Source organism: Micromonospora sp. M42 (genome assembly GCF_000568915.1).
GTDB classification, from domain to species: Bacteria; Actinomycetota; Actinomycetes; order Mycobacteriales; family Micromonosporaceae; genus Micromonospora; species Micromonospora chalcea.
This window is the reverse complement of the sequence record NZ_KK037233.1, coordinates 1,050,376-1,075,616: the sequence shown is the minus strand read 5'-3', so window position 1 is coordinate 1,075,616 and position 25,241 is coordinate 1,050,376. Positions and strand designations below refer to the sequence as shown.

The window sequence follows — 25,241 nt, the reverse complement described above, 5'->3', positions numbered from 1 at the left end:
CGAGCTGTGCCGGCTCGGACCGGACGCGGTCGCGATGGGCGCTTTTTTTTCTGCCGATGACCCGGCTGCTGCGCGACGGCGGCGTGCCCCGCGACCCGGCCGCCCGCCCGTCCCCGGCGTGGGGGCCGGCCCGCCGTCACTGACCGGCCCGGCCCCCACGCCGGCGTCAGCGCCGGCCGCGTACCCGCCGCACGGTGTCCCGGTACCACAGCGCGCTGCGCTTGGGGATGCGGCGCTGCGTGTCGTAGTCGACCCGGACGATGCCGAACCGCTTGTCGTAGCCGTACGCCCACTCGAAGTTGTCCAGCAGCGACCAGGCGAAGTAGCCGCGCACGTCGGCCCCGGCCGCCCGGGCCCGGGCCACCGCCCGCAGGTGCTCGGCGAGGTAGCCGACCCGGTCGTCGTCGGCGACGAACCCGTCTGCGTCCGGCTCGTCGTCGAACGCCGCGCCGTTCTCGGTGATCACCATCGGCGTGCCCGGGTAGTCGCGGTGCAGCCGCACCAGCAGGTCGGTGAAGGACTCCGGCACGATCTCCCAGTCCATCGCGGTACGCGGCAGGTCACGCCGGACCACCCGGCGTACCGGCTTGCCGTCGTCGTCGCGGTCGCGGCCCTGCTCGTCCACGCCGGAGTGCAGCTGCCCGAAGTAGAAGTTCACGCCGAGCACGTCGATCGGGGTGGCGATGACGTCCAGGTCGCCGTCCTCCACCGGAATCCGCACGCCCTCGGCGGCCAGGTCCGCGATCACGTCCTGCGGGTACTCCCCGCGCAGCACCGGGTCCAGGTAGAGCCGGTTGCCCAGCCCGTCGGCGGCCCGCGCCGCGTCCCGGTCGGCGGCGCTGTCGGTCGCCGGGTCGGCGGTGGCCAGGTTCAGCGTGAGGCCCAGCTCGATCGGCACCGTGGCCGCCTCGCGCAGCCGCCGCGTCGCCAGCCCGTGCCCGAGCAGCAGGTGGTGCGCCGCGGCGATGCCGTCACCAAGGTTCCGCCGGCCCGGCGCGTGGTCGCCGTAGGCGTACCCGAGCATCGCCGAGCACCAGGGCTCGTTGAGCGTGGTCCAGGTGCGGACCCGGTCGCCGAGCGCGGCGAAGACCAGCTCGGCGTAGTCGGCGAACCGGTACGCGGTGTCCCGGTTCGGCCAGCCGCCCGCGTCCTCCAGCTCCTGCGGCAGGTCCCAGTGGTACAGCGTCACCCACGGCTCGACGTCGCGGCCGAGCAGCTCGTCCACCAGCCGGTCGTAGAAGGCCAGCCCGGCCACGTTCGCCGGGCCGCGCCCGCCCGGCTGCACCCGCGGCCAGGCCACCGAGAACCGGTACGTGTCCAGCCCCAGGTCGGCGATGAGCGCGACGTCCTGCGGCATCCGGTGGTAGTGGTCGCACGCCACGTCGCCGTTGTCGCCGTTCGCCACCGCGCCCGGCACCCGGCAGAACGTGTCCCAGATGGACGGCGTACGGCCGTCGGAGGCCACCGCGCCCTCGATCTGGTACGACGACGTCGCCACCCCCCACCGGAAGGTCGGCGGCAGCGTGTCGATCGGGTCCGCGCCGGCGACTGACGACGGGCGGGTGAGGTCGGTGTCCATGGCTCTCCTCGCGGGTAGCGGGTGGTGGTGTCGGGCGGGTCAGCGGGACAGGGGCGCGACGGCCGGGTGCAGCCGGCACGCGACGGCCCGCGCCGGGTCGTCGACGTACGGCGCGCCGAGCACCGGCACCTGCTCGTCGCACCCGTCGAACGCCTTCGGGCAGCGGGGGTGGAACGCGCAGCCGGACGGCATGGCGCGCAGGTCCGGCGGGGAGCCGGGGATGCCGGTCAGCTCCCGGCGGGGACCGTGCAGCGCCGGGAACGAGTGCAGCAACCCCTCGGTGTACGGGTGCAGCGGCTCGGCGTACAGCCGGGCGGCGGGCGCCTCCTCGACGATCCGGCCGCCGTACATGATTGCGATCCGGTCGGAGAACTCGACCAGCAGCGACAGGTCGTGGGTGATGAACAGCACCGCGAAGCCGAGGCGTTCGCGCAGCTCGGCGAGCTGGCCGAGGATCTGCCGCTGCATCACCACGTCCAGCGCCGTGGTCGGCTCGTCCATGATGACCACCTGCGGTTCCAGCGCCAGCGCCATCGCGATCATGACGCGTTGCCGCATGCCGCCGGAGAGCTGGTGCGGATAGCTGTCCAGCCGGTCGGCGGAGATCCCGACCAGGCGCAGCAGCTCCTTCGCCCGGGCCAGCCGGCTCGCCGCCGTGCTCTTCGGCTCGTGCGCCCGGATCACGTCGAGCAGCTGGGTGGAGACCTTGTGCACCGGGTTCAGCGAGTTCATCGCGCCCTGGAACACGATCGACGTCTCCGCCCAGCGGAACTCGCGCAGCTTCGCCGGGCTGAGCGTGAGCACGTCGACCGGCGGGCCGTCGGCCGGGTGGTAGATCACCTGGCCGCCGCTGACCACGCCGGGCGGGGGCAGCAGCCGGGTCAGCCCGTACGCGAGCGTGGACTTGCCGCTGCCGCTCTCCCCGGCCAGCCCGAGCACCTCGCCGCGGTGCAGTGTCAGGTCGACGTCGCGGACCGCGCGCACCGCGTCCGCGCCGACGCCGTAGTCGACGCACAGCCCGCGGATCTGGAGCACCTGGTCGCTCATGAGGTCGCGTCCTCTCGGGTGGGGTCCGCCGGCCGCCGCATCGGGACCGGCGCCGGATTCGGCGCGAGCACCGGGGTGAACCCGACGCGCATCGCGACGGTCCGACCGTCGGCGGTCCGGATCCGGGTCCGGCCGCCGGTGCGCAGCCGGGGGCTGACGAACTCGTCGATCCCGAAGTTGATCAGCGCGAGCGCGGTGCCGAGCAGCGCGATGGCCAGCCCGGCCGGCACGAACCACCACCAGGCGCCCTGCGCGAGGGCCTGCTGTCCCTGCGCCCAGAACAGGATCGTGCCCCAGTTCCACGACGAGACCGACGAGACGCCGATGAACGCCAGGGTGATCTCCGACATGACCGCGAAGATGACGGTGCCGACGAAGCCGGAGGCGATGATCGCGGTCAGGTTGGGCAGGATCTCGAAGCCGATGATCCGCCAGGTCCGCTCGCCGGTGGCCCGCGCCGCCTCGACGTAGTCGCGGCGGCGCAACGACAGTGTCTGGGCGCGCAGCACCCGGGCGCCCCAGGCCCACGACGTGAGGCCGATGATGAGCGCCACGAGCGTGTCGCTGGCCTGGTCGACAAGGGACGTGACGATGATGATCAGCGGCAGCGCCGGGATCACCAGGAACACGTTCGACACCGCCGACAGGCCCTCGTCGGCCGCGCCGCCCAGGTAACCGGCGGTCACGCCGATCAGGATGGACAGGATCGTGGCGAGCACGCCGGCGGTCAGGCCCACCACCATCACGCTGCGCGCGCCGACCAGGATCTGGCTGAAAGATGTCCTGCCCGAGGTGGGTGGTGCCGAACCAGTGCCGGGCCGAGGGGGCCTGCAGCACGTCGGCGCTGCGCGCGTCCGGGTCGTACGGCGCGATCCACGGTCCGATCACCGCCAGGAGCACGTACACCCCGAGGACGGCGAGGCCGGTCGCGGCCTTGCCGTTGGCGACGAAGCGGAACCGGCGGCGGCGGGCCCGGGCCGAGGGCTGCGCCATCGCGCCCTGGCCGGGGATGACCTGCTCGATGCTGGACGGGGAGAGTGTCATCGCTCAGCTCTTTCGGGTCCGCGGGTCGAGGAGCAGGTACGCCACGTCGGCGAGCAGGTTCGCCACCAGCACCGAGATCGTGATGATCAGGAAGATGCCCTGCATGAGCGGGTAGTCCTTCGACCCGACGGCCTGGAAGAGCTGGAACCCCAGACCCGGGTACGAGAAGACGATCTCCACGAGCAGCGTGCCGCCGACGATGAAACCGAGCGACAACGCGAACCCGGACACGTTCGGCAGCAGCGCGTTGCGGGCGGCGTAGCTGAGCGCCACCCGGCGCTCGGAGAGCCCCTTGGCGTGCGCGACGGTGATGTAGTCCTCGCTGGCGACAGTCACCATCATGTTGCGCATGCTGAGGATCCAGCCGCTCATCGACGACACCAGGATGGTCGCCGCGGGCAGGATGCTGTGCTGGATCGCGCTCGGGATGAAGTACGCGTCGAACGCCGGCACCAGGCCCGGCTCGTAGCCGCCGGAGGACGGGAAGAAGCTGCCCGGCCCGGCGAACAACGCGATCGCGACCAGGCCCAGCCAGAAGTACGGGATCGAGGACAGGAACGTGGTGGCCGGCAGCAGTCCGTCGATCCAGGAGCCGCGCCGCCAGCCCGCGCCGACGCCGAGCGCGGTGCCGAGCAGGAAACTCACGATCGTGGTGACGCCGACCAGGCCGACCGTCCACGGCAGGCTGCTGCCGATCACCTCCGACACCGGCGCGGGGAAGAACGTGAACGACAGTCCCAGGTCGCCGCGCAGCAGCTGTCCCCAGTAGGCGACGTACTGCTCCCACAGCGAGCGGTCGGAGTCCAGCCCGAACAGCACCCGCAGCGACGCGATCGCGTCGGCGCTGATCCGGCCCTGGTTGCGGGAGATCAGCGACTGGACCGGGTCGCCCGGCACCATACGCGGGATGAAGAAGTTGAGCGTGATCGCCGCCCAGGCGGTGAACAGGTAGAAGGCCACCCGTTGCAGCAGGAACCTCACCGGGCCGTCTCCGTTCCGGCCTGTTCCGCGTTCTCCGCCTTTTGCGCCGCGACGGTCTCGGCGTCGAACAGCCAGCACGCGGCCCAGTGCCCGGGCGCGTCGTCGACCGGGATCGGCGGCGGCAGGTCGGTGGCGCAGCGCGGCATGGCCGCCGGGCAGCGCGGGTGGAACCGGCAGCCGGCCGGCGGGCGGATCAGGCTCGGCGGCTCGCCGTGGCCCCGCTCGCCCGCCGCCGCGCCGTCGCCGCCCGCGCCGGTGATCCGCTCCGGGTCCGGCGCCGATTCGATCAGCAACCGGGTGTACGGGTGCGCCGGCCGCTGGGTGACGGTCTCGCTGTCGCCGCCCTCGACCATTCGCCCGGCGTACATGACGATCGTCTCGTCGGCGAAGTAGCGGGCCGAGGCGATGTCGTGGGTGATGTAGAGGATCGCCAGGTCGAGCCGGTCCTTGAGGTCCTGCAGCAGGTTGAGCACGCCCAGGCGGATCGACACGTCGAGCATCGACACCGGCTCGTCGGCGAGCAGCACCTCCGGGTCGGCGCCGAGCGCCCGCGCGATCGCGACGCGCTGGCGCTGCCCGCCGGACAGCTCGTGCGGGAACGCGTCGAGGTAGCGCTCCGGCGGGGTCAGGCTGACCCGGGTCAGCAGGTCGGCCAGCGCCTTGTCCAGCCCGTCCGGCCCGGTCCCGGCGTTGCCGTGGATGCGCAGCGACCGGGTCAGGTGGTAGCGGACCGTGTGCACCGGGTTCAGCGAGGCGAACGGGTCCTGCAGGATCAACTGCACCCGCCGCACGTACGCCCGGAACCGGCGTCCGCCGCGTACCCGGGTCGAGCGGCCGTGCAGCCGGATGTCGCCGCCGGTGCGCGGGTAGAGCTGGGCCAGCAGCCGGGCGACTGTGGACTTGCCGGAGCCGGACTCGCCGACCAGCGCGGTCACCCGGCCACGGCGCAACTCGATCGATACGTCGTCGACGGCGTGCACCACCGCCGGGGTCCGGGAGAGAAGGTCACGCAGCCGCCGGCGGACGGGGAAGTGCTTGGTCAGGCCGACGGCCTCCAGCACCACCTCGTCGGCCGGCGCCGGTGCGCTCTCGGTCAACGTCATGCCGAATTCCTGTCTGGGGTTGCCGGTAGCGAGGGGCGGGCGCCGCCGGCCCGGCCGGGCGATCGTGGCCGGGCTGGCGGCGCCGGGTCAGCCGTTGGCCGGCTTGAGGTGCAGCACCACGTCCACCGCGTTGGGCTGGGTGGGCTGGAGAGCGCCGTACGGGTTCGAGTCGTCCGGCCAGCCGACCCAGTTCTTCGTGCTGTACGCGCCGCCGATGTTGTCCGCGCCGACCGGGATCATCGGCATCTGCTCGACGAAGATCTTCTGCAGGGTCGCCAGTGCGGTGGCGCGGGTGGCGTCGTCGGTGGCGTTGGCGTACGACACCAGCGCGTCGGTGGCCTCCTTGCTGTCGAACCGGCCGAAGTTGCCCGCCGGGGAGGCGGTGCCGATCGGCTTGAGCACACGGCCGTCCATGATGGTCCGGTAGATGTCGTACGGCGTGGCGCCGCTCTCGGTCCACCGGAACGTGGCCTCGAAGTTGCCCTGCTCGACGTTGCGGAACCAGGCGTCCTGGTTGGCCTTGTCGATGGTCGCCGCGATGCCGATCTTCGCCAGGTTGCCCTTCACGATCTCCAGGCTGGTCTGGTAGTCCGACCAGCCGGCCGGGTCGGTCAGCCGGATCGTGACGGCCTTGCCGCTGCGGTCCTTCAGCGTGTTGCCGTCCAGCTTGTAGCCGGCGCCGGTGAGCAGCGCCTTGGCGCCCTCGACGTCGACCTTGTGCTCCTGGCCCTTGTACTCGGGCGCGATGAACGAGTCACCGGCCGGGCTGGGCAGGCCGGTCACGCTCTTGACCTCGGGGTGGAAGTAGCCGGCCTCGGCGGTGGTGAAGATGTCCGCCCGGTCGATCACCATGTCCATGGCCTTGCGCAGCGTCGGGTCGTCGAACGGCTTCTTCGTGGTGTTCAGGTAGAGACCGTGGATGCCGAGCACCGGGGGCGCCCACATCTTGTGGTTCTTCTGGTCCTTGGCCACGAACACGGTCTGGTAGTTCGGGATGAAGACGAAGCTCCACTCCGCCTCGCCGTTGGCCAGCGCGGTGGTCTGCGCGCTGTTGTCGGTGTACGAGGTGTACCGCAGCTCCTTCACCTTCGGCAGGTCCTGCCAGTAGCCGCTCTCGCGTACCGCCAGCGTCATGCTCGCCGGGGTGAACGACTTGAGCGTGTACGGGCCGCTGCCGACCGGCTGCTTCACCGGGTCGCTGGCCGGGTCGGCGATCTTCTCCCACAGGTGCTTGGGCACGATCGGCACCCGCCACAGCACCTTCTGCTGGTTGACGAACTGCGGGCTGGCCATCGAGATGGTGACCTCGTTGCCGCTGGCGACGGCGTCGGTGTACGGCACGCCCTGGTCGTTGATGGCCGGGAACTTCTTCACCAGGTTGTAGGTGAACGCGACGTCCTCGGCGGTGACCTTCTGCCCGTCCGACCAGGTCGCGTTCTCGCGGATGGTCACCTTCACCGACTTGTAGTCCGACGACCACTCGGCCTTGGTGGCCAGCCACGGCTTGAACGGCTCGGCCGGCTTCACCGGGTTCCACATCATCAGCGGCTCGTAGATCTGCCACCGGTAGCCCAGCGAGGCGGCGGCCGAGGTGGTGAGGAACGGGTTGTTGTTCTCGGCCTGCGGGCCGTTGGGCATGCCGACGCTCAGCACCGTCGCGGCCTGGCCGCTCTTCTTGTTCGCGTTCGGGCTGTCGCCGCACGCGGCGGCGGTGGTGACCATCGCGCCGGCCAGCGCGAGGGCGAGGAGTTGCCGTCTTCTCATGGAGGTCTCCCTCGGTGGTCCCGCATTCCTCGGGCGGGATGTGGTGGATGGAGGGTGTGCGGTGGAGCCACCGGCGGGCGGGCCCGCCGGCGTGGTCGCCGGGTACGGCGGGGTGGGTCAGGTGACGCCGGTCGAGTCGCGGGTGGTGAAGCCGGTGGGGATGACGGTCGGGCCCTCCGGCAGCGGGGTGCCGGCGAGGTGGGCGATGAGCAGCCGGGCGGCGGCCGTACCCATCTCCCGCAGCGGTTGGCGCACGGAGCTCAGCGGCGGGTGGGTGTGCCCGGCCAGCGGCAGGTCGTCGAAGCCGACCACCGCGACGTCCTGCGGGACGCGCCGCCCGGCGTCGCGCAGCGCCTGCAGCGCGCCGGCGGCCGACAGGTCGTTGTGGGCGAAGACGGCGTCGAAGGGTACGCCGTCGGCGAGCAGCCGCCGCACCGCCGCGCGCCCGCACTCGAACGTGAAGTCACCCTCGACCACCCGGCCCGGGTCGATCGCCAGGCCGGCTTCGGCGTACGCGCCGGCGAACCCGGCGAGCCGTTCCCGGGTGCAGCCGAACCGGCGCAGGCCGGTGACGACGAGCGGCCGCCGCCGTCCGAGCGCCAGCAGGTGCGTCGCGGCGGCCCGCGCCCCCGCTTCGTTCGTGGTGCGCACGGACGGGAAGCCGGGTTGGTGTCCCCGGTCGTCGATGAGGATGACCGGCAGGCCGCGCCGGTGCAGCTCGGTGATGTAGTCGAGCGTCCCCTCTGGTTCGACCACGAGCAGCCCGTCGAACGACTTGGCCGACACCTGGGAGGCGAAGCGGCGCATCGACTCGTCGCCGTGGGTGCAGGTGAACAGCAGCATGCCGTAGCCGGCGGCCTCGACCACGTCGGCCGCGCCCTGGAGCACCTCGCCCATCCAGGGCCAGGTCAGCGCCGGCACCAGCATGCCGACCACCCGGGTACGCCCGCGGGCCAGCCCGACCGCGCGGGCGCTCGGCACGTACCCGAGGTCGTTGATCACGGCGCGGACCCGGTCGGCGGTGCGCAGGTGCACCTCGCCCTTGCCGTTCAGCACCCGGGACACCGTCGTCTTGCTCACCCCGGCGCGGGCGGCGACGTCGGCGATCGTGATCGGCACGTGGCGCTCCCGGGTCGAAGGGATGAGCGGGATGTTTCGGAACCGGTTGCGGAAGCGGTTCCGTGGCAGTCAACCCAAGTGGCGCGGGTCACGTCAATCACAGATGGGTAACGATGTATAGCTAAGTTCGAGCTGTGAAAAAAGCGCCCGGGCTGCGTCAGTGCCGATCCGCGCGATGAGCAGGGTCGATGCCTTCCGGCCCGATCGCGCCTGGTCCGAAGTGGAGGTTCAGGGGCGGGCGTACACGTCGCCGGAGTTGGCCTCGTCCGGCAGCGTCCCCAGGTACGCGGCCACCTCGGCGGCCGGCCGCCAGCCCGGCAGCGCGAACGTCGTCTCGTCGCCGATCGCCGCGGTGAAGCGGGTGAAGCCCAGCGCGGTGAGCCGGTCCAGGCAGCGGGCCGCCGCCACCCGGGCGATGGTGGTGAACTCGAACGACAACGCCGGGACCGGCCGGCTCAGCCCGGCCAGCACGGCGTCCTCGAAGCCCTCCACGTCGATCTTCACGAACGCCGGCACGCCGTACGCGGCCATCAGCGCGTCGAGCGTGGTGCCGGGCACCTCGATCTGCGCGTCCCAGGTCTCGCCCGCCCAGCCGGGCGCGCCGTCGGCGGCGCGGACGAACCCAGGGGAGGCGGTGGAGACCGTCGGGTTGGCCGAGTTCACGTGCAGCCGCACCGGCCCGGCGGTACGCCCGCACGCCGCCTCGACCACAGTCACCTGTTCGTCGCCCGCGTACAGCTCGCGCAGCGCCCGCGCGCACAACGGCTGCGGCTCGACGGCCACCACCGTCGCGCCGAGACGGCGGAAGCTGCCGAGCCGGTCGCCCACGTGCGCGCCGACGTCGAAGACCAGGTCACCGGCGTGCACGAGCGGGGCGTAGAACCGGTCGAGCGCGGCGTCGCGTGCCGGGTCGCCGTGGTAGAAGTCCAGCGACCGGCGCAGTCCCGACATCGCCGGGTCCGCCTTCAGTGTCTCGATCACCCCGTCCCGCACCCTCCCGACGCTAGCCAGCGAGGCGTTGGTGCGAGCCGCATTCGCATCCTTCCGGCGGCCGGCGCCCGCCAACACCCCATCCTCCTAGGATGCTGTAGGGATGGTGAGCCCGGCCGCTCACCGCGAACGGGGAACTGGCCGCTGCGGCGCGCCTTCGGTGCTCGCGTTCGTTACCTGCGAGATCTTGGTACGAGACGGCCCTCGGAGGGGCGACTCCGTACCAAGATCTCCAAGCCGTCCCGTGGCGCGGGACGCCGATCTCGGTTGCCGAGATCGTGGGGGTCGTCCTCGGGTGCGAACGTCAACTCGCCGCGTAACCGTCGCAGAGTGGAACGCCATGGGTGTCAAACAGGGCCGGAGACACCCATGGCGTTCCAGTGGCGGGTGGACCCGCGTGGCGAGGAGGGGTTACGGGTTCTCGACGACCTCCTGGCCGAGCGGCCACAGCGCCGCCGGGACCAGCTTGAAGTTCGCCACGCCGAACGGGATACCGATGATCGTCACGCAGAGCGCGACGCCGGCGAGGATGTGCGACAGGGCCAGCCACCAGCCGGCCAGCACCACCCAGAGCACGTTGGCCAGGCCGGAGGGAAGCCCGGCGCCCGGCTTGCGCACGATCGTGCGCCCGAACGGCCACAGCGAATACGAGGCGAGGCGCAGTGAGGCGACACCGAAGGGGATGGTGACGACCAGGACGAAGCAGACCAGGGCGGCGACGCCGTAGCCGAGGGCCAGGACGAAGCCGCCGCCGAAGACGAGCCACAGCAGGTTCAGCAGAAAGCGGATCACCACTCCATGGTCGCTCGTGCCCGCAAGCGCGCGCATATCGGTGCGAGCGGCGGGTAGAGGAGGGCGTGATCGAGCCCGAGCCGTCGTGCCTGTGACCCCTGTCGCTCCGGCGGCGCGCCGGGAGTTCCGGGAGTCGTACGAGCGGCTGCGCCGGTACTTCATCGTGGCGCTGCTGCACCGCGACTTCCTGGCCGGTCGCCTGCCGGACATCGCGCGGGCCCGGGCGCGGGAGGCCGCCGAGCAGGCCGGCCGGGCCCGCGCGGCGGGCCTCGGCTTCGAGCATCAACCGGACTCCCGCGCTGGCCCAAACGACCGTTAAGCTTCGGTTGTGGGAACCGACGATCTGTACCCGGCCGGGCGACTCGCCGAGGCCCAGCGCGCCGCCGCAACGGCGGGCCTGGACGCGCTGCTGCTCACCCCGGGCTCGGACCTGCGCTACCTGACCGGCTACGACGCCCGCGAGGGGGAGCGGCTGACCTGCCTGGTGCTGCCCGCCGAGGGTGAGCCGACGCTGATCGTGCCGGTGCTGGAGCGGCCGGACGCCGAGGCCGCGCCGGGCACCGGGTACCGGATCGTCGACCACGCCGACGGCGCCGACCCGTGGCCGCTGGTGCGCGCGGCGCTGCCCGGCCCGGTCCGCGCGGTGGGGCTGGCCGACCGGATGTGGGCGCAGCAGGTCCTCGCGCTGCGCGACGTGCTGCCCGGCGCGGCGCAGCGGCTCGCCTCCGACGTGCTGCGCGAGATGCGGATCCGCAAGTCGCCGGCCGAGGTGGCCGCGCTGGCCGAGGCGGGCGCCGCGATCGACGCGGTGCACCGGCGGATGGCCGAGTGGCTGCGTCCCGGCCGCACCGAGCGGGAGGTCGCCGCCGACCTGGCCGCCGCGATCCGGGCCGCCGGGCACGCCACTGTCGACTTCGTCATCGTCGCCGCCGGCCCGAACGGCGCGAGCCCGCACCACGGTGTCTCGGACCGTCCGATCGGCGTCGGCGAGCCGGTGGTGGTCGACATCGGCGGCACCATGCCGTCGGGCTACCGCTCCGACTGCACCCGCACGTACGTGGCCGGCGGCCCGGCGCCCGCCGAGTTCACCGACTACTACGCGGTGCTGTGGGAGGCCCAGCGCGCCGCCGTGGCCGCCGTCGCGCCGGGCGTGACCGCCGAGGCCCTCGACGCGGTCGCCCGCGACGTCATCACCGCCGCCGGTTTCGGCGACGCCTTCCTGCACCGCACCGGTCACGGCATCGGCCTCGACGGCCACGAGGAGCCGTACGTGGTGACCGGCAACCCCCGGCCCCTCGAGGCCGGCATGGCTTTCTCGGTCGAACCCGGGATCTACCTCGCCGGGCGGCACGGCGCCCGGATCGAGGACATCGTCGTCTGCACGACGGACGGCGGGCAACGGCTCAACACCACCCCCACGGAGCTCATCGCGCTATGAACGTCGACCGGATCCTGCCCACCGACGAGGCCCACGACCTGCTGGACCTCGCCACCGAACTCGCCGACCGGGAGCTGGCCCCGGCCGCCGCCGGTTTCGAGACCCGCGCCGAGTTCCCCCGGGAGGTGCTGCGCACACTGGGCCGCGCCGGGCTGCTCGGCCTGCCGTACGCCGAGGAGCACGGCGGCGCCGCCCAGCCGTACGAGGTGTACCTGCAGGTGCTGGAGATCCTCGCCAGCCGGTGGCTGGCAGTGGCCGAGGCGGTCAGCGTGCACACGCTGTCCTGCTATCCGGTGGCCCAGTTCGGCACCGACGAGCAGCGCAAACTGCTGCCGGACATGATCGGTGGGGAGCTGCTCGGGGCGTACTGTCTCTCCGAGCCGCAGGGTGGTTCGGACGCGGCGGCCCTGACCACGCGGGCGGTGCGCGACGGCGACGAGTACGTGGTCACCGGCACCAAGGCGTGGATCACGCACGCCCGGGTCGCCGACTTCTACAACATCTTCTGCCGCACCGGCGGTCCCGGCCCGAAGGGCATCTCCTGCCTGCTGGCCGACCGGGCCACGCCGGGCATCCACCCGCAGGCCGCCGAGCGCACCATGGGCCTGCACGCCTCCCCGATCGCGCAGATCGCGTTCGACGACGCCCGGGTGCCGGCGGAGCGGCTGATCGGCGGCGAGGGCGCCGGGTTCACCATCGCCATGTCGGCGCTGGACTCCGGCCGGCTGGGCATCGCCGCGTGCGCGGTGGGCCTGGCCCAGGGCGCGCTGGACTACGCGGTCGGCTACGCCCGGGAGCGGCGCCAGTTCGGCCGCGCGATCATCGACTTCCAGGGGCTCGGGTTCAACCTGGCCGACGCGGCCACCCAGATCTCCGCCGCGCGGGCGCTCACGCTTGCGGCCGCGCGGCTGCGCGACGCGGGCCGCCCGTACTCGATCGAGGCGGCGAAGGCGAAGCTGTTCGCCACCGACGTGGCGATGCGGGTGACCACCGACGCGGTGCAGGTGCTCGGCGGCGCCGGGTACGTCGCCGACCACCCGGTCGAGCGGTACATGCGTGAGGCGAAGGTGCTGCAGATCGTGGAGGGCACCAACCAGATCCAGCGGCTGGTGATCTCGCGCGCGCTGGCCAAGGGCTAGCCTGTCGCGGTGACCTTCCCCCGGATCACCGCCGACCCCGACGTCATGGGGGGTGCGCCCTGCGTGCGGCAGTCGCGCATCCCCGTGGCCACCCTGCTGGCCATGATGGCCGAGGGCATGTCCGTCACGGACATCCTCACCGACCTGCCGTTCCTGGACGAGGAGGACATGGCGGAGGTGCTGAACTACGCCGCGGACGCGGTACGCGACCGGACGGCGCGCTGAGCGTCACCACGGCGGGCCGGGTGCGGCGGGAGAGCGTTTTACCGGCTACTGTGCAGCGCGTGGAGGAGATCGACCGCGCCATCGTCGCCGCGCTGACCGGGGACGGTCGGCTGTCGTACACGGACCTGGCCGAGCGGGTGGGCCTGTCGGTGTCGGCCGTGCACCAGCGGGTCCGCCGGCTGGAGCAGCGCGGGGTGATCAAGGGGTACGCCGCGCGGGTGTCGTTCGAGGCGCTGGACCTGCCGCTGACCGCGTTCGTGGCGATCCGGCCGTTCGACCCGTCGCAGCCGGACGACGCGCCGGAGCGGCTGGCGCACCTGCCCGAGATCGACTCGTGCTACTCGGTGGCGGGGGAGGACTTCTATCTCCTGCTGGTGCGGGTGGCCGGTCCGGCCGACCTGGAGCGGGTGCTGCAGGAGATCCGCACCTCGGCGAACGTCACCACGCGCACCACTGTGGTGCTGTCGACGCCGTACGAGAACCGGCCGCCGAAGATCAGTGGCGAGCTGACCGGCCGGGGTCGTCCGCGCCCGTCGGCGGAGCCGGCAGGTTCCACCGCCTGATCACCCGCCGGCCGTGCTCGTGCCCGAGCACGCTGAGCGTGGCGGTGTCCAGCCGCAGCAGTCCGCCGGCCGACGGCGGGAGCCCGATCCAGCGTGCCCCGAGCACCCGCAGGCTGTGGCCGTGCCCGACCAGCGCCACGTCGCCCTGCGCCAGCAGCGGCGCGACCCGGTCCAGCACGCGGTCCAGGCGGGCGCCCACCTGTTCCGGTGACTCCCCGCCGGGGCCGCCGTCGGTCCAGATCGACCAGCCGGGCCGCTCGGTCTGGATGTCCGCGCTGGTGCGTCCCTCGTACTCGCCGTAGTGCCATTCGGCGAGGTCGGGCTCGATCGCGTCGACGGCGAGCCCGGCCAGAGCGGCGGTGCGGGTGGCGCGCTGCCGGGGGCTGGACAGCACGCGGGCGAAGCGCCGGCCGGCGAGCAGGGGAGCCAGCGCGCGGGCCTGCCGCTCGCCGTCGGGGGTCAGCTCCAGGTCGGTGTACGAGGTGTGCCGGTGGGCGGCGCTCCAGGTCGTCTCGCCGTGCCGGATCAGCAGGATCTCGTTCACCGGCCCAGTCAACCACGGTGGGTCGGCGTCGGCCGGGCGTCCAGCCTTCAACCTATTGTCCTAGGACGCATTACGCGATGTGCGCAGCGCAACGGCGTTTCACCCGACAGTCACCGGGGACGCGACAAGAGCAACGCTCAGCCGGAACGAGGAGGGCGACATGAGCTTCACCGACAAGGCGAAGAACAAGGCCCAGGAGATGAGCGGCATGGCCAAGGAGCGGATCGGCGACGTGACCGACAACGAGCGGTTGCGCGCCGAGGGCGCCTCCGAGCAGAGCGCGGCCCGGGCCCGGCAGGCCGGGGAGCACGCCAAGCAGGCGGGCCGCGACGTCAAGGACGCCTTCAACAAGTGAGTACGCGGAACGGCGGGCCACCTCATCGCAGAGGTGGCCCGCCGTTCGGGTGTCCGGGGTCAGTCGTCGCGGTGGGCGAGCCACCAGGCCTGGCCGGCCTCGGGCAGCGTGTCGATCGGGTCGTAGTAGGCGTAGCGCTTGTTCAGCGCCTCCAGGTCGGCCGACTCGATCGAGGTGCGGTAGTTCTTCGTCCAGTACGAGATGCCGCGCTCACGGTCGTAGTCGGTGAGCATGTGCACCCACCGCTTGCCGACGAACGGCACGTCGCAGACGATCCGCGGGGTGGCGTAGCCGGGCAGGTAGCCCATGATGTCGTGCTGGAGCTGCTGGGCGTGCCACACCGGGACGCGCCAGTGCTCGGCGTTGGGGATCATGTCGCACATGTAGAAGTAGTACGGCAGGATGCCCGCCTCGCCCTGCAGCGCGAAGCACAGGTCGAGCAGGTCGGCGCTGGTGGCGTTGACGCCGCGCATGAGCACGCCCTGGTTGCGCACGTCGCGTACGCCGACGTCGAGCGCGGTCTGGGCGGCCTTGGCTACCAGCGGGGTCAGCGACTGGGCGTGGTTGACGTGGGTGTGGATGGCCAGGTTGACGCCGCGGCGGGCGGCGGTGCGGGCGACCCGTTCCAGGCCCTCGACCACGTCGGGCTGGAGCCAGTGCTGGGGCAGGCCCATGAGCGCCTTGGTGGCGAGCCGGATGTCGCGGATCGTCTCGATCTCCAGCAGGCGCATCAGGTACGACTCGAGGTTGCGCCACGGCACGTTGGCGACGTCGCCGCCGGAGACGACCACGTCGCGTACCCCGGGGTGGGCCTTGAGGTAGGTGATGTGGGCGTCGTAGCGGTCGACGGGCTTGAGGGTGAGCTTGAGCTTGTCGACGGCGGGGGTGGAGTTGCCGACGAGGTCCATGCGGGTGCAGTGGCCGCAGTACTGCGGGCAGGTGGAGAGCAGTTCGGCGAGGACCTTGGTGGGGTAGCGGTGGGTGAGGCCCTCGGCGACCCACATGTCGTGTTCGTGGAGGCTGTCGCGGCTGGCGTACGGGTGCGACGGCCAGTCGGTGCGGCGGTCGGAGGCGACCGGGATCATGTAGCGGCGGATCGGGTCGGCGAGCAGCGCCTCGGTGCTCATCGGCTCAAACGGCACCATGGTGTTGAGCATCTGCGGCGGCACCAGCATGGACATGGTGGCCAGCGCCTTCTGGTCGGCCTCCAGGTCGGCGTAGAAGGTCTCGTCGACGGTGTCGCCGAGGACGGCGCGCAGCTGCTTGATGTTCTTGACGCAGTTGACCCGCTGCCACTGGGCGCTCTCCCACTGGTCGCGGGTGACGTGGCGCCAGCCGGGGAACCGGGTCCAGTCGGGTTCGACGAGGGGCGCGCGGCGGTATTCGTAGGGCTGTCCGGCGGCCGGGACGGCGACCGGCGCGTGGCGGGGCGTCGGGATGGTCTCCACCGGTTGGGTCTGGGTCACGGCCCCTCCTCGTCAGTGTGCGGGTTGATCAACGGATGCGTAGGCTACTGGAAAATCTGCGGTGAAGAAATTAGTCTGCCGTAAGTTTTCCCGCGATGCGAGTCCTGACCAGGGGTTCGGGCGGCTGGACATAGGGGGTCGGCGTGACGTCACCGGTGGGACTGCACCGAGTCGTGGAACCGGCGGGGGTGCTCCCGCAGGCGGCCTGGCGGCTGGACCCGGACCCGCGGATCGCGGCGAACGAGGTGCGGATCCGGGTCGAGCGGCTGAACCTGGACGCGGCGAGCTTCCGGCAGTTGGCGGAGAAGCACGGCGGCGACGGGGAGAAGGTCCGCGCCGAGGTGCTGGAGATCGTGTCGACCCGGGGGAAGATGCAGAACCCGGTGACCGGTTCCGGCGGGATGCTGATCGGCACCGTCGAGGAGGCGGGCCGCCGGTCGCCGCTGGGGCTGAAGGCGGGCGACCGGGTGGCGACGCTCGTGTCGCTGACGCTGACGCCGCTGACGATCCTCGACGGGCTGGCCCGCTGGGACGGGCGCAGCGAGCAGGTGCCGTGTGACGGGTACGCGATCCTGTTCGCGCGGTCGATCGCGGCGGTGTTGCCGGCGGACCTGCACCCCGAGTTGTCCCTCGCCGTGCTGGACGTGTGCGGGGCGCCGGCGCTCACCGCGCGGGTGGTGGCCGAGCAGGTGGCGCGGCGCTCGCGTGAGGGTGATTCGCGTCCGGTGTCGGTGGCGGTGATCGGCGGGGCCGGCAAGAGCGGGTCGCTGTCGCTGGCGGCGGCGCGGCGGGCGGGCGCTGCCCGTACCGTCGGGGTGGTTCCGGTGGCCGCGGAGCGGGACGCGCTGGCGGCGGCCGGGCTGGCCGACGTGGTGGCGCTGGCCGACGCGCGGGATCCGGTGGGGCTGTCGACGGCGGTGACGACGGCGCTGGGGGTGCCGGCGGATGTGACTGTGGTGTGCGTGGACGTGCCGGGGTGTGAGCACGGCGCGGTGCTGGCCACGGCGGACGGCGGTACGGTGATCTTCTTCTCGATGGCGACGAGCTTCGCGGCGGCGGCGCTTGGTGCGGAGGGCCTGGCGGCGGACGTGACGATGCTGGTGGGCAACGGGTATGTGCCGGGGCACGCGGCGCTGGCGCTGGATTTGTTGCGGACCGAGCCGGGGGTGCGCGGTCTGTTCGAGGCGCGTCTGGCGGCAGACTGAGACCATGACGAACCCCTCGACGCTGTATCGCGGTGGAGTGCTGCACTGTCCGGCCGACCCGAGCGCGACGGCGCTGCTGGTGCGGGACGGGCGGATCGCCTGGTTGGGCACGGACGCGGAGGCGCCGCGGGCGGACCGGGTGGTGGAGCTGGGCGGTGCGCTGGTGACGCCGGCGTTCGTGGACGCGCACGTGCACGCGACTGATACCGGGTTGGCGTTGTCGGGGCTTGATCTGTCGGCGGTGCGGTCGGCGGGTGGGCTGCTGGAGGCGGTGTCGGCGTTCGCGGCGGGTCTGCCGGGTGACGCGGTGGTGCTGGGGCACGGCTGGGACGAGTCGGGCTGGGCGGATCCGGTGTTGCCGGATGCGGCGGCGCTGGATCGGGCGGCCGGTGGGCGGCGGGTGTATCTGTCGCAGGCGTCGATCCATTCGGCGCTGGTGTCGGCGGCGTTGCTGGCGGCGTGCCCGGAGGTGGTGTCGGCGGCCGGGTACGAGGCGTCGGGGTGGTTGCGGCGCGACGCGCACCATGTGGTGCGGGCGGCGGCGTTCGCGTCGGTTTCGCGGGCGCAGCGGGTGGCGGCGCAGCGGCGGGCCCTGGCGCACGCGGCGTCGCTGGGTGTCGCGGCGGTGCACGAGTGCGGTGGGCCGGACATTTCCGACGAGGAGGACTTCACCGGGCTGTTGGCGATCTCGGGGGCCGGGGTGCCGGAGGTGTACGGGTACTGGGGTGAGCTGCTGGGTGCGGCGAAGGCCCGGGAGTTGGGCGCGGTGGGTGCGGGTGGTGACCTGTTCGCCGACGGGGCGCTGGGTTCGCGGACGGCGCACGTGTCGGCGGCGTACCTGGACGGTGAGGCGGGGGCGTGCGGACACGGGTACGTGTCGGCGGAGCAGGTTCGTGATCATCTGCTGGACTGTGCGGCGCACGGCTTGCAGGGCGGGTTCCACGCGATCGGGGACGCGGCGATCGGCACGGTGCTGGAGGGTTTCGGGCTGGCGGCGCGGTCGCTGGGTGTGGACCGGTTGCGGGCGGCGCGGCACCGGGTGGAGCACGCGGAGATCATGAGCAAGGCGTTGATCGCCGGGTTCGTGGAGTACGGGATCGTGGCGTCGATGCAGCCGGCGTTCGACAGGTTGTGGGGCGGCGCGGGCCGGATGTACGAGTCGCGGCTGGGGTTGGCGCGGTCGCTGGAGTCGAATCCGATGGGCGCGATGCACGGCGTCGGGGTGGCGTTGGCGTTCGGGTCGGACTCGCCGGTGACGCCGCTGGATCCGTGGGGGTCGGTGCGGGCGGCGGCGGCGCATCACAACCCGGCGCAGCGGATGAGTGTGCGGGCGGCGTTCGCGGCGCACACGCGCGGCGGGTGGCGGGCGGTGCACCTGGACAACGAGGGTGTGCTGGCGTTGGGGGCGCCGGCGACGTTCGCGGTGTGGGACACCCCGGCGGGCGTGGAGCGGGGGCTGCCGGTGGTGCTGGCCGAGGATCCGGAGTTGCGGGGGCCGGAGGATCCGACGCCGCTGCCGGTGTGCCGGACCACTGTGTTGCGCGGTGACGTGATCTATCAGGAAGGGTCTTCGTGACAGGCAAGCTTGGGCTGGATCCGGCGTTGGTGGCGCGGGCGCGGGAGTTGGCGCGCCGGGCCGGGCAGCCGGTGGTGGATCTGGCGCGTAGCCACACCACGGTGTCGGTGGAGCGGGCGGTGCTGCGGCTGGCCGGGGTGACCGGCGCGGACCCGGACGGCATTCCGTGGGTGAACCGCCTCGTCGACGCGGTGGTCGCGGACGTGGGGCTGGGGCACGGGGTGGCGGCGCCGGTGTTCGACGCGCTGGCGCGTGAGGGCATCGCCGATGTGACGTTGCTGGCGCAGAAGGCGGCGGCCGGGTCGGTGCGGTTCGCGCAGCCGTCGGGGAAGGCGGCGACGGCGGCGCGGCGGGCGTCGCGCAAGGCGGTCGCGGCGGGGATCCGCAGCATCGACCGGCGGCGTGCGGAGCGGGACCGCTTGGTGAAGCGGTTCGGGGATCCGGCGCGTCGGCCGTGGATCTACCTGATCGTGGCCACGGGTGACATCTACGAGGACATTCCGCAGGCGCAGGCGGCGGCGCGGGCCGGCGCCGATGTGATCGCGGTGATCCGGTCGACGGGGCAGTCGCTGCTGGACTACGTGCCGGAGGGGGCGACCCGGGAGGGGTTCGCGGGCACGTACGCGACGCAGGAGAACTTCCGGCTGATGCGGGCGGCACTGGACGAGACGTCCAAGGAGCTGGGCCGGTACGTGCGGTTGACGAACTACGCGTCGGGTCTGTGCATGCCGGAGATGGCGACGCTGGCCGGCCTGGAGCGGCTGGACATGATGCTCAACGACTCGATGTACGGGATTCTGTTCCGCGACATCAACCCGATCCGCACGTTCGTGGACCAGCGGTTCTCGCGGCAGGTGCACGCGCGGGCGGGGATCATCATCAACACCGGCGAGGACAACTACCTGACCACCGCTGACGCGGTGGACGAGGCGCACACGGTTACGGTGTCGCAGCTGCTGAACGAGTTCTTCGCGCACGAGGCGGGGCTGGCGGACTGGCAGCTGGGGCTGGGGCACGCGTTCGAGATCAACCCGGACGTGCCGGAGTCGTTCCGGTTGGAGTTGGCGCACGCGCTGCTGGCGCGGGAGTTGTTCCCGGACGCGCCGTTGAAGTGGATGCCGCCGACGAAGCACATGACCGGTGACGTGTTCCGGGGCAACCTGCTGGACGGGTTCTTCAACCTGGTGGGCACGATGACCGGGCAGGGGATTCTGCTGGTGGGGATGATGACCGAGGCGGTGGTGACGCCGTGGCTGTCGGACCGGGACATCGCGCTGCAGAACGTGCGGTACGTGCTGGGCGCGGCGGGCGGGTTGCACGAGGACTTCGTGCCGGCGCCGGGCGGGTTCATCCAGGCGCGGGCGCACCGGGTGCTCGGTGAGGCGGTGGACCTGCTGGAGCGCATCGGGGACCAGTCGTTGCTGACGGCGATCGCCGAGGGCACGTTCGGGATCATGAAGCGGCCGGCGGACCGCGGGAAGGGCCTGGACGGCGTGGCCCGGCACGAGGCGGACTACTACAACCCGGCCACGGAGATCCTGGAGCAGCCCCATGAGTGAGAAGACGGTTGTGCGGCCGTACGGGGACACCACCGGTGACGGCATGGTGCAGGTGTCGTTCACGTTGCCGGTGCCGCACGACAAGCGGGCCGAGGGCGCGGCGGTGCAGCTGGCGAACAAGATGGGCATGGACCCGGCGATGCTGGTGCACGCCAAACCGATCGGTGACGGGTTCACGTTCTTCGTGGTGTACGGGCGGGTGAACCACCTGGTGGACCTGGCGAAGGTGCAGGTGGTGGAGCGTGACTATCCGCTGCTGTCGGCCAAGGAGGTCAACGCGGTGGTGAAGCGGCGGCTGCGCCGCAAGCTGTCGGTGGTGGGCGCCTGCATCGGCACGGACGCGCACACCGTGGGCATCGACGCGATCCTCAACGTCAAGGGCATCGCCGGGGAGAAGGGCCTGGAGTACTACCGGGAGCTGAAGGTCACGAACCTGGGCGCGCAGGTGAGCGTGCCGGAACTGGTCGAGGCGGCCCGGCGGGAGCGCGCCGACGCGGTGCTGGTGTCGCAGGTGGTGACGCAGCGCGACGCGCATCTGCACAACACGCGGGAGATGTCGGCGGCGTTCCGGGAGGCGATGCCGGCCGGGCGCCGGCCGCTGCTGATCGTCGGTGGGCCGCGGTTCGACGAGACGATGACCGGCGAGCTGGGCGTGGACCGGATCTTCGGGCGTGGCACCACTCCGGGCGAGGTGGCCAGTTACCTCGTCCACGCTTTGATCACCTCCAGGAAGGCGAACGTCGCATGAGCGATCCGCGTGTCGGTCTGACAGTCACCCACCGCCGGTACGTGCCGTACTCCCACGCCCACTACGCGGGGAACCTGGTCGACGGGGCGTACGCGCTGGGGTTGTTCGGGGACGTGGCGACCGAGGTGTGCATCCGTACCGACGGCGACGAGGGGTTGTTCGCCTCGTACGCGGACGTGCAGTTCCGGGCGCCGATGAAGGCCGGTGACGTGCTGGAGGTGACGGCGACGGTGACCCGGGTGGGCACCCGCAGCCGCACGATCGACTTCGCCGCGACCGTGGTGTGCCGGGGCCGCCCGGACAAGGGCGAGTCGGCCGCCGAGGTGCTCGGCGAGCCGATCGTGGCGGTCACCGCGACCGGCACGGTGGTCGTGCCCCAACGGCCGTGAGCGTCGTCGTCTGCGCCGACGTTGGGTCGACGTACACGAAGGCCGCGGTGGTGGACCTCGACGGCGGCCGGCTGGTCGCGGCGGCGTCCGCGCCGACCACTGTGGGCACTGACGTGCTGCACGGTCTGGACGCCGCGGTCGGCGCGGCCACCGCGTCGGCCGGGGTCGCTGAGGCGCCCTGGTACGTGTGTTCGTCGGCCGGGGGTGGGCTGCGCCTGGCGGTGGTGGGTTACGAGCCCCTCGTCACCGCTCAGGCGGGCCGGCGGGTCGGTCTGTCGGCGGGCGCGAACGTGGTGCACGTGGCGGCGGGACGGTTGTCCGGGGCGGACGTGGCGGCGTTGCGGGCGGCCCGTCCGGACGTGGTGCTGCTCGTCGGCGGCACCGACGGCGGCGATGCCGAGACGGTGACGCACAACGCGACGCGGCTGGCGAAGGCCCGCTTGCGGGTGCCGGTGGTCCTGGCGGGCAACGCCGACGTGCGTGACGAGCTGCACGCGCTGCTGGCCGGCGCGGGGGTGCCGGTGACGGTGGCGGACAACGTGCTGCCGCGCATTGGGGTGCTGGAGCCGTCGTCGGCGCGGGCGGCGATCCGGGAGGTGTTCCTGCGGCACGTCATCGGCGGCAAGAAGCTGTCCCGGGGTACGCGGTTCGCGCGGCTGGTCCGCGCCGCCACCCCCGACGCGGTGCTGACCGGCGTGGAAGTCCTCGCCGGGACGCTCGGCGGTGACCTCGCGGTGGTGGACGTGGGTGGCGCGACCACCGACGTGTACTCGGTGCTCACCCCCGACGAGCGGGACAGCGGCCCCAGCCAGGAGGTGGCGGGGACGCTGTGGCGGGCCCGCACCGTCGAAGGTGACCTGGGCATGCGGTGGAGCGCGCCGGGTGTGGTGCGTGCCGCGGTCGAGGAGCGGCTGCTCGACGCGGCCGGCGAGGCGGAGCTGGCGGCCGCGGCGGCGGTCCGGGCCGCCGACCCGGGTTTCCTGCCCGCCGGTGACGCCGACCGGGCCGCGGACCGGCACATCGCGGCCCTCGCGGCGACGGTGGCGCTGCGGCGGCACGCCCGTGGGGCGGCGACGGGGGAGCGGGCCGGGCGGGACCTGCGGGAGGTGAAGCTGCTCGTCGGCTCCGGCGGGGTGCTGCGGCACGCCGACCCGGATGACGCGGCGGCGGTGCTCGACGCGGTGCTCACCGACCACGCCGGCGGGTGGGCGTTGCCGCGGGCGGCCCGCCCGGTCGTCGACGTGGACTACGTGCTGGCCGCCGCCGGGCTGCTCGCCGACGATCATCCGGGTGCGGCGGCGGCGATGCTGCGGCACCACCTCGGCGCCTGAACCGCGCTCAGGAATCGAGACGCGCCGACGCGACACGCCGTGTCGCAACACACGACAGGCCCGGGTGGGTTGACAGCGGCGGGGGTCTACGCCGTACCGTCTTTGAGTCCTACCACGGGAAGCGGCTGTTGTTCGCTTCGTCCCTTCGTCCGCTGGCCGAGCGACCGGAAGGTTGCGGCGGCCAGGTCCAGCGGGCGGGGGTCGGCGGGGCGGCGCGAACCGGCCGCGGTTACCGGTGTACGGGCAAGGTGAGAGGCACGGCCAGTAGACAACGGCCAGGCGGGGGCAGCCAGTCCACGTCGGGTCGGTCCGAAGGTCGGCGCTGATCGTCTTCGCCCCACCGGCCGGGAAGGGCCTGGGAGCATCGGGGCGCGGCTTCGGCCGCGCCCCGATTTCATCCCCCCGATGCTCCCCGTGTCAGCGGCCGAGCCGCCGGTAGCGGCGCACCGCGCCGGTGCGGTCACCGCGATCAGCGCCAGCGGCCAGGCGACCGCCAGTTCCAGCGCGTGCCGGGCCGGCCACGAGTCCCCGCTCAGGCCCGGGTTGCCGAACAGGTCCCGGGCCGCCGCCACCGTCGCCGACAGCGGATTCCACGCGGCGATCGCGCCCAGCCAGTCCGGCATCAGCTCCGGCGCCACGAACACGTTGGACAGGGCGGTCAGCGGGAACGCCAGCGGGAACACCACCACCGCGACCGTGTCCGGGTTCGGCACGAGCAGCCCGAACAGGATGCCCACCCAGGTCATCGCGACGCGCAGCAGCAGGATCAGCGCCACCGCCGTCAGGGCCGGGCCGACTCCGTCGCGCCACTGCCAGCCCACCAGCAGCCCGCACACCACCAGCGTGGTCATCTCCAGGCACGCGCGTACCAGGTCGGCGCCGGCGCGGCCGGACAGCAGCGCCGAACGGGCCATCGGCAGTGACCGGAACCGGTCCACCACGCCCCGGCCGGCGTCCGCCGCGATCGCCGACGCGGTCGCGCCGAGCCCGTAGAGCATCGTCATCACGAACACGCCGGGCAGCAGGAACTCCCGGTAGTTGCCGCCGCCCGGCACGGACATGCCGCTGCCGAACACGTAGCCGAACACCAGCACGAACATGATCGGCAGGCTGAAGTAGATGATGATCTCCTCCGGGGCGCGGACCACGTGCCGCATGTTCCGGCCCGCCATCAGCCACCCGTCGGTCAGCGCCCTCACGACGCCACCTCCAGCCGCTGCGCGTCGAACCGGCCGCCGGTCAGGCGCAGGAACGCCTCGTCCAGCGTCGGCCGGCGCACCAGCACGTCCTCCACCGCCACCCCGGCGTCCTCCAGGGTCCGCAGCACTGTCATGAGCACGGCGATCCGGTCGGCCACCGGCGCGTCGACGCGCCGCAGCTCCGCGTCCACCGTCACGGCCGCGCCGGTGGCGCGTTCCACCGCCGCCGCCGCCGTGGGCAGGTCCGCCGCGTCGCGGACCATCAGCTCCAGCCGGTCCGCGCCGATGCGGGCCTTCAACCGCTCCGGGGTGCCCTCGGCCACGACCCGGCCGGAGTCGATGACGCACACCCGGTCGGCGAGGTGGTCGGCCTCCTGCAGGTACTGGGTGGTCAACAGCACGGTCGTGCCGTCGGCGACCAGTTCCCGCACCGCCGACCACAGACCGTTGCGGCTGCGCGGGTCCAGGCCGGTGGTCGGCTCGTCGAGGAACAGCACCCGCGGCGGCACCACCAGGCTGGCCGCCAGATCCAGGCGGCGGCGCATCCCACCGGAGTAGCCGCCCGCCGACCGGTCCGCCGCCTCGGTCAACCCGAACCGGTCCAGCAGCTCCTCGGCGCGGTCGCGGGCCCGGCGCGCGGACAGCCGCCGCAGCCGCCCGAACAGCACCAGGTTCTGCCGCCCGCTGAGCACCTCGTCGACCGCCGCGTACTGCCCGGTCAGGCTGATCGCCTCACGGACCCGGTCCGGTTCGGAGGCCACGTCGTACCCGGCCACCCGGGCCCGGCCGGCGTCGAACCGCAGCAGCGTGGTGAGGACCCGCACCGCAGTGGTCTTGCCCGCCCCGTTCGGGCCGAGCACCCCGTACACCGTGCCGGCCGGCACGGCCAGGTCGAAGCCGTCTAGGGCGGTGGTGCGGCCGTACCGTTTTCGTATCCCGTCGGCCAGTACGGCCGTCGTGTCGTCGCTCATGCCGGCAAGCGTCACCGCCGGCGCTGACCGGGCGCGCACCGCGCGCGCACCGGGCCGGTCATCGCCCGTCGACCAGCGCCAGCGCCCGCTGCCGGGGCAGGCCCGCGCCCCGAG

The 25,241-nt window shown here is 72.7% G+C and carries 24 protein-coding genes and 1 pseudogene; 12 read left to right on the top strand and 13 right to left on the bottom strand.

The window, feature by feature from the left end:
- Window positions 1–166: 166 nt before the first annotated feature.
- The 9 genes and pseudogenes from MCBG_RS04625 to MCBG_RS04585 all read right to left on the bottom strand — a co-directional run bounded on the left by MCBG_RS04625 (window position 167) and on the right by MCBG_RS04585 (window position 10,419).
- On the bottom strand, window positions 167–1,579 hold the full coding sequence (locus MCBG_RS04625) for a GH1 family beta-glucosidase (protein WP_043324154.1): 1,413 nt from the start codon (window positions 1,577–1,579) through the stop codon (window positions 167–169).
- A gap of 39 nt (window positions 1,580–1,618) precedes the next feature.
- Window positions 1,619–2,626: an ABC transporter ATP-binding protein gene (locus MCBG_RS04620; protein ID WP_043324152.1), complete on the bottom strand. Its 1,008-nt coding sequence runs from the start codon at window positions 2,624–2,626 to the stop codon at window positions 1,619–1,621.
- Window positions 2,623–3,670: pseudogene (locus tag MCBG_RS04615) on the bottom strand (ABC transporter permease). The gene MCBG_RS04620 and the pseudogene MCBG_RS04615 overlap by 4 nt, the downstream one beginning before the upstream one ends.
- Window positions 3,671–3,673: 3 nt before the next feature.
- Window positions 3,674–4,651 carry an ABC transporter permease gene (locus MCBG_RS04610; protein ID WP_043324151.1) on the bottom strand — a complete coding sequence of 326 codons (978 nt, stop codon included), beginning with the start codon at window positions 4,649–4,651 and terminating at the stop codon, window positions 3,674–3,676.
- The gene (locus tag MCBG_RS04605) at window positions 4,648–5,754 is read right to left on the bottom strand and encodes an ABC transporter ATP-binding protein (RefSeq protein WP_043324149.1); all 1,107 of its coding nucleotides are present in this window, start codon (window positions 5,752–5,754) and stop codon (window positions 4,648–4,650) included. Before MCBG_RS04605 ends, MCBG_RS04610 begins: the two co-directional genes overlap by 4 nt.
- A gap of 87 nt (window positions 5,755–5,841) precedes the next feature.
- Window positions 5,842–7,518: an ABC transporter substrate-binding protein gene (locus tag MCBG_RS04600; protein WP_043324148.1), complete on the bottom strand. Its 1,677-nt coding sequence runs from the start codon at window positions 7,516–7,518 to the stop codon at window positions 5,842–5,844.
- A gap of 117 nt (window positions 7,519–7,635) precedes the next feature.
- A complete protein-coding gene (locus MCBG_RS04595; RefSeq protein ID WP_043324146.1) occupies window positions 7,636–8,637 on the bottom strand; it encodes a LacI family DNA-binding transcriptional regulator in 1,002 nt (333 codons plus the stop codon).
- 228 nt (window positions 8,638–8,865) lie between these two features.
- Complete coding sequence (locus MCBG_RS04590) at window positions 8,866–9,588, bottom strand: FkbM family methyltransferase (protein ID WP_051611484.1); 723 nt, start codon at window positions 9,586–9,588, stop codon at window positions 8,866–8,868.
- A 450-nt stretch (window positions 9,589–10,038) separates the two neighbouring features.
- Window positions 10,039–10,419 (bottom strand): YccF domain-containing protein, encoded by a 381-nt coding sequence (locus MCBG_RS04585; RefSeq protein ID WP_051611482.1) that lies wholly within the window; start codon window positions 10,417–10,419, stop codon window positions 10,039–10,041.
- Between the two features lie 91 nt (window positions 10,420–10,510).
- Here MCBG_RS04585 and MCBG_RS04580 point away from each other — a divergent pair, with 91 nt between their 5' ends.
- From MCBG_RS04580 to MCBG_RS04560, 5 genes are read left to right on the top strand one after another with little or no spacing between them, the layout of a single operon-like run.
- A complete protein-coding gene (locus MCBG_RS04580; protein WP_043324142.1) occupies window positions 10,511–10,738 on the top strand; it encodes a hypothetical protein in 228 nt (75 codons plus the stop codon).
- A 9-nt stretch (window positions 10,739–10,747) separates the two neighbouring features.
- The gene (locus MCBG_RS04575; RefSeq protein ID WP_043324140.1) at window positions 10,748–11,857 is read left to right on the top strand and encodes a M24 family metallopeptidase; all 1,110 of its coding nucleotides are present in this window, start codon (window positions 10,748–10,750) and stop codon (window positions 11,855–11,857) included.
- Entirely contained in the window at window positions 11,854–12,996 is a 1,143-nt protein-coding gene (locus MCBG_RS04570; protein ID WP_043324138.1) for an acyl-CoA dehydrogenase family protein, read from the top strand. Before MCBG_RS04575 ends, MCBG_RS04570 begins: the two co-directional genes overlap by 4 nt.
- A gap of 9 nt (window positions 12,997–13,005) precedes the next feature.
- Window positions 13,006–13,221, top strand: a complete 216-nt coding sequence (locus tag MCBG_RS04565; RefSeq protein WP_030502405.1) for a DUF433 domain-containing protein — start codon at window positions 13,006–13,008, stop codon at window positions 13,219–13,221.
- A 59-nt stretch (window positions 13,222–13,280) separates the two neighbouring features.
- Entirely contained in the window at window positions 13,281–13,784 is a 504-nt protein-coding gene (locus MCBG_RS04560; RefSeq protein WP_043330145.1) for an Lrp/AsnC family transcriptional regulator, read from the top strand.
- Here the strand turns inward: MCBG_RS04560 and MCBG_RS04555 are convergent.
- Window positions 13,717–14,328 (bottom strand): histidine phosphatase family protein, encoded by a 612-nt coding sequence (locus tag MCBG_RS04555; RefSeq protein ID WP_043324135.1) that lies wholly within the window; start codon window positions 14,326–14,328, stop codon window positions 13,717–13,719. The two genes, MCBG_RS04560 and MCBG_RS04555, sit on opposite strands and share 68 nt — an antisense overlap.
- Window positions 14,329–14,488: 160 nt before the next feature.
- On the opposite strand from MCBG_RS04555, the gene MCBG_RS04550 reads away from it, so the two are divergent.
- Window positions 14,489–14,683, top strand: a complete 195-nt coding sequence (locus MCBG_RS04550) for a CsbD family protein (RefSeq protein ID WP_043324133.1) — start codon at window positions 14,489–14,491, stop codon at window positions 14,681–14,683.
- A gap of 59 nt (window positions 14,684–14,742) precedes the next feature.
- On the opposite strand, the gene MCBG_RS04545 is transcribed toward MCBG_RS04550, so the two are convergent.
- The gene (locus MCBG_RS04545) at window positions 14,743–16,149 is read right to left on the bottom strand and encodes a KamA family radical SAM protein (protein ID WP_043324131.1); all 1,407 of its coding nucleotides are present in this window, start codon (window positions 16,147–16,149) and stop codon (window positions 14,743–14,745) included.
- Window positions 16,150–16,292: 143 nt separating this feature from the next.
- Here MCBG_RS04545 and MCBG_RS04540 point away from each other — a divergent pair, with 143 nt between their 5' ends.
- From MCBG_RS04540 to MCBG_RS04515, 6 genes are read left to right on the top strand one after another with little or no spacing between them, the layout of a single operon-like run.
- Window positions 16,293–17,354 carry an L-erythro-3,5-diaminohexanoate dehydrogenase gene (locus MCBG_RS04540; protein WP_043324129.1) on the top strand — a complete coding sequence of 354 codons (1,062 nt, stop codon included), beginning with the start codon at window positions 16,293–16,295 and terminating at the stop codon, window positions 17,352–17,354.
- Window positions 17,355–17,358: 4 nt separating this feature from the next.
- Window positions 17,359–18,930: an amidohydrolase gene (locus tag MCBG_RS04535; protein WP_043324127.1), complete on the top strand. Its 1,572-nt coding sequence runs from the start codon at window positions 17,359–17,361 to the stop codon at window positions 18,928–18,930.
- Window positions 18,927–20,489 carry a lysine 5,6-aminomutase subunit alpha gene (locus MCBG_RS04530; protein ID WP_043324125.1) on the top strand — a complete coding sequence of 521 codons (1,563 nt, stop codon included), beginning with the start codon at window positions 18,927–18,929 and terminating at the stop codon, window positions 20,487–20,489. Before MCBG_RS04535 ends, MCBG_RS04530 begins: the two co-directional genes overlap by 4 nt.
- The gene (locus tag MCBG_RS04525) at window positions 20,482–21,237 is read left to right on the top strand and encodes a lysine 5,6-aminomutase subunit beta (protein ID WP_043324123.1); all 756 of its coding nucleotides are present in this window, start codon (window positions 20,482–20,484) and stop codon (window positions 21,235–21,237) included. Before MCBG_RS04530 ends, MCBG_RS04525 begins: the two co-directional genes overlap by 8 nt.
- Complete coding sequence (locus MCBG_RS04520; RefSeq protein ID WP_043324122.1) at window positions 21,234–21,626, top strand: 3-aminobutyryl-CoA ammonia lyase; 393 nt, start codon at window positions 21,234–21,236, stop codon at window positions 21,624–21,626. The genes MCBG_RS04525 and MCBG_RS04520 overlap by 4 nt, the downstream gene beginning before the upstream one ends.
- Window positions 21,623–22,957 carry a glutamate mutase L gene (locus MCBG_RS04515; protein ID WP_043324119.1) on the top strand — a complete coding sequence of 445 codons (1,335 nt, stop codon included), beginning with the start codon at window positions 21,623–21,625 and terminating at the stop codon, window positions 22,955–22,957. Before MCBG_RS04520 ends, MCBG_RS04515 begins: the two co-directional genes overlap by 4 nt.
- A gap of 86 nt (window positions 22,958–23,043) precedes the next feature.
- On the opposite strand, the gene MCBG_RS04510 is transcribed toward MCBG_RS04515, so the two are convergent.
- Together MCBG_RS04510 and MCBG_RS04505 are read right to left on the bottom strand one after the other, a co-directional pair.
- Window positions 23,044–24,156 carry an ABC transporter permease gene (locus MCBG_RS04510; protein ID WP_223201069.1) on the bottom strand — a complete coding sequence of 371 codons (1,113 nt, stop codon included), beginning with the start codon at window positions 24,154–24,156 and terminating at the stop codon, window positions 23,044–23,046.
- The gene (locus MCBG_RS04505; protein WP_043324118.1) at window positions 24,153–25,127 is read right to left on the bottom strand and encodes a daunorubicin resistance protein DrrA family ABC transporter ATP-binding protein; all 975 of its coding nucleotides are present in this window, start codon (window positions 25,125–25,127) and stop codon (window positions 24,153–24,155) included. Before MCBG_RS04505 ends, MCBG_RS04510 begins: the two co-directional genes overlap by 4 nt.
- Window positions 25,128–25,241: the final 114 nt, after the last annotated feature.

Excerpts from the sequence above, each read along its gene's own strand:
- MCBG_RS04625 (WP_043324154.1), bottom strand. The coding sequence starts at position 1,579 with ATGGACACCGACCTCACCCGCCCGTCGTCAGTCGCCGGCGCGGACCCG.
- MCBG_RS04605 (WP_043324149.1), bottom strand. The coding sequence starts at position 5,754 with ATGACGTTGACCGAGAGCGCACCGGCGCCGGCCGACGAGGTGGTGCTG.
- MCBG_RS04620 (WP_043324152.1), bottom strand. The coding sequence starts at position 2,626 with ATGAGCGACCAGGTGCTCCAGATCCGCGGGCTGTGCGTCGACTACGGC.
- MCBG_RS04550 (WP_043324133.1), top strand. The coding sequence starts at position 14,489 with ATGAGCTTCACCGACAAGGCGAAGAACAAGGCCCAGGAGATGAGCGGC.
- MCBG_RS04525 (WP_043324123.1), top strand. The coding sequence starts at position 20,482 with ATGAGTGAGAAGACGGTTGTGCGGCCGTACGGGGACACCACCGGTGAC.
- MCBG_RS04520 (WP_043324122.1), top strand. The coding sequence starts at position 21,234 with ATGAGCGATCCGCGTGTCGGTCTGACAGTCACCCACCGCCGGTACGTG.
- MCBG_RS04505 (WP_043324118.1), bottom strand. The coding sequence starts at position 25,127 with ATGAGCGACGACACGACGGCCGTACTGGCCGACGGGATACGAAAACGG.
- MCBG_RS04600 (WP_043324148.1), bottom strand. The coding sequence starts at position 7,518 with ATGAGAAGACGGCAACTCCTCGCCCTCGCGCTGGCCGGCGCGATGGTC.
- MCBG_RS04570 (WP_043324138.1), top strand. The coding sequence starts at position 11,854 with ATGAACGTCGACCGGATCCTGCCCACCGACGAGGCCCACGACCTGCTG.
- MCBG_RS04535 (WP_043324127.1), top strand. The coding sequence starts at position 17,359 with ATGACGAACCCCTCGACGCTGTATCGCGGTGGAGTGCTGCACTGTCCG.
- MCBG_RS04590 (WP_051611484.1), bottom strand. The coding sequence starts at position 9,588 with ATGTCGGGACTGCGCCGGTCGCTGGACTTCTACCACGGCGACCCGGCA.